The following is a 1,589-nucleotide window of genomic DNA, read 5'->3' as shown; positions in this document are numbered from 1 at the left end:
GGCCACTCGTCCGATGGACCGGCGTGACCCCATGACCACCCTTGACCCCCGCAGCACGGCCCTGGTCCTGATCGACCTGATGGACCGGATCGTCGCCAACCCGCTCGCGCCGCGCACCGGTTCGGAGGTGCTGAAGGCCTCGCTGGAGCTGGCCCGGAAGTTCCGGGCGGCGGGCGCGCCCGTGATCGCGGTACGGGTCGAGCGGCCGAACGTGACCGAGCAGCCGCCCGGGAGCGGGCTGCCCGCGGAGGTCGCGGCGGCGGCCGACGAGGTCGTGGTGAAGCGCACCATCGGCGCCTTCCAGGGCACCGGCCTGGACGAGCTGCTCCGGGCGCGGGGCGTGGAGACCGTGGTGTTCGCCGGGATCGCGACCAACCTCGGCGTGGAGTCGAGTGCCCGGGCCGCCGGCGACCACGGGTACCGGCTGGTGTTCGTCGAGGACGCGATGGCCGCGCTCACGGCGGAGGAGCACCGGGCGTCGGTGGAGCTGGACTTCCCACGCCTCGGCGAGGTCGTCGCGGCCGCGGACGTGCGGCTGGGGTGAGCCGGCGGGGCGGGTTGCCGCCGGTGCGGTGGCGGGCCGCTACGGCCGGGCGACGCGGCGGGCCGCTACGGCCGGGCGAGGCGGAGGGCTTCGCGCAGCCGTCCGTCCGAGGCCGTGAGCAGGCGGGCGGCGGTGGACGCGTCCACGTCCGCGAGCAGGGACAGGATCGCGTCCTTGGCCCGGCCGCCGGTCGCGGTCAGGGCACGGTCGACCGCGGCCTCGTCGGCGCCGGTCGCCTCGGCGACGATCCGTCGGGCACGGTCGCGCAGCTTGTCGTTGGTGGCGCGGAGGTCGACCATCAGATTGCCGTACGTCCGGCCGAGCCGGACCATCACGGCCGTGGAGAGCAGATTGAGCACCAGCTTCTGCGCCGTGCCCGCCTTGAGCCGGGTCGATCCGGCCAGCACCTCCGGGCCGACCTCCACCTCGATGCCCAGCTCGGCCGCGGCCGCGAGCGCCGAGCCGCGGTTGCACGCCAACCCGACGGTCAGCGCCCCGGCCGCCCGCGCCGCACGGACGGCGGCCAGCGGATAGGGCGTCCGGCCGGACGCGGAGACGCCCACCAGGGTGTCGGCGGGAGTGAGGGCGAGCGCGGCCACGTCGGCCTCGGCGAGGTCGGTGCGGTCCTCGGCGCCCTCGGCCGCCGCGGTGACGGCCGAGCGCCCGCCCGCGATCAGACCGACGACCAGCGCCGGATCGGTGCCGAAGGTCGGCGGGCACTCGACGGCGTCCAGCACACCGAGCCGCCCGGCCGTCCCCGCGCCGGCGTAGACCAGCCGGCCACCACGCGCCATCCGGGCGGCCACGGCGTCGACCACGGCGGCGATCCGCTCCAACTTCCCGGCGACGGCGGCCGGAACCGTGCGGTCCTCGGCGTTCATCAGGCGGAGCAGCTCGACGGTGGGCAGTCGGTCGATCGCGGCCCAGTCGGGGCGGACGGTCTCGGTCGCGGGTACGGCGTCCCGGCTCATGCGCCCGCCCCGCTCCGCCCGGCAGGGGCCTGCGCCCGCGCGCACCCGTCGACGATTCGCCCCCAGCCTCCGGC

General features: G+C 76.8%; 2 protein-coding genes. One reads left to right on the top strand and one right to left on the bottom strand.

The genetic code is table 11. The features are described from left to right. Positions 1-31: 31 nt before the first annotated feature. Positions 32-544: an isochorismatase family protein gene (locus ACIQOV_RS40790; RefSeq protein WP_401056109.1), complete on the top strand. Its 513-nt coding sequence runs from the start codon at positions 32-34 to the stop codon at positions 542-544. A gap of 65 nt (positions 545-609) precedes the next feature. Here ACIQOV_RS40790 and murQ read toward each other — a convergent pair whose 3' ends face one another. Further along, a complete protein-coding gene (gene murQ, locus ACIQOV_RS40785; RefSeq protein ID WP_401056108.1) occupies positions 610-1,515 on the bottom strand; it encodes an N-acetylmuramic acid 6-phosphate etherase in 906 nt (301 codons plus the stop codon). Positions 1,516-1,589: the final 74 nt, after the last annotated feature.

Origin of the sequence: Kitasatospora sp. NPDC091257 (assembly GCF_044757675.1) — a bacterium.
GTDB lineage: Bacteria > Actinomycetota > Actinomycetes > Streptomycetales > Streptomycetaceae > Kitasatospora > Kitasatospora lactacystinica.
The sequence above is the reverse complement of the archived record's forward strand: the minus strand, read 5'-3'. Positions and strand labels throughout refer to the sequence as shown.

What these genes read in the sequence shown, in the direction of transcription:
- ACIQOV_RS40790 (WP_401056109.1), top strand. Translation starts at nt 32, where the DNA reads ATGACCACCCTTGACCCCCGCAGCACGGCCCTGGTCCTGATCGACCTG.
- murQ (WP_401056108.1), bottom strand. Translation starts at nt 1,515, where the DNA reads ATGAGCCGGGACGCCGTACCCGCGACCGAGACCGTCCGCCCCGACTGG.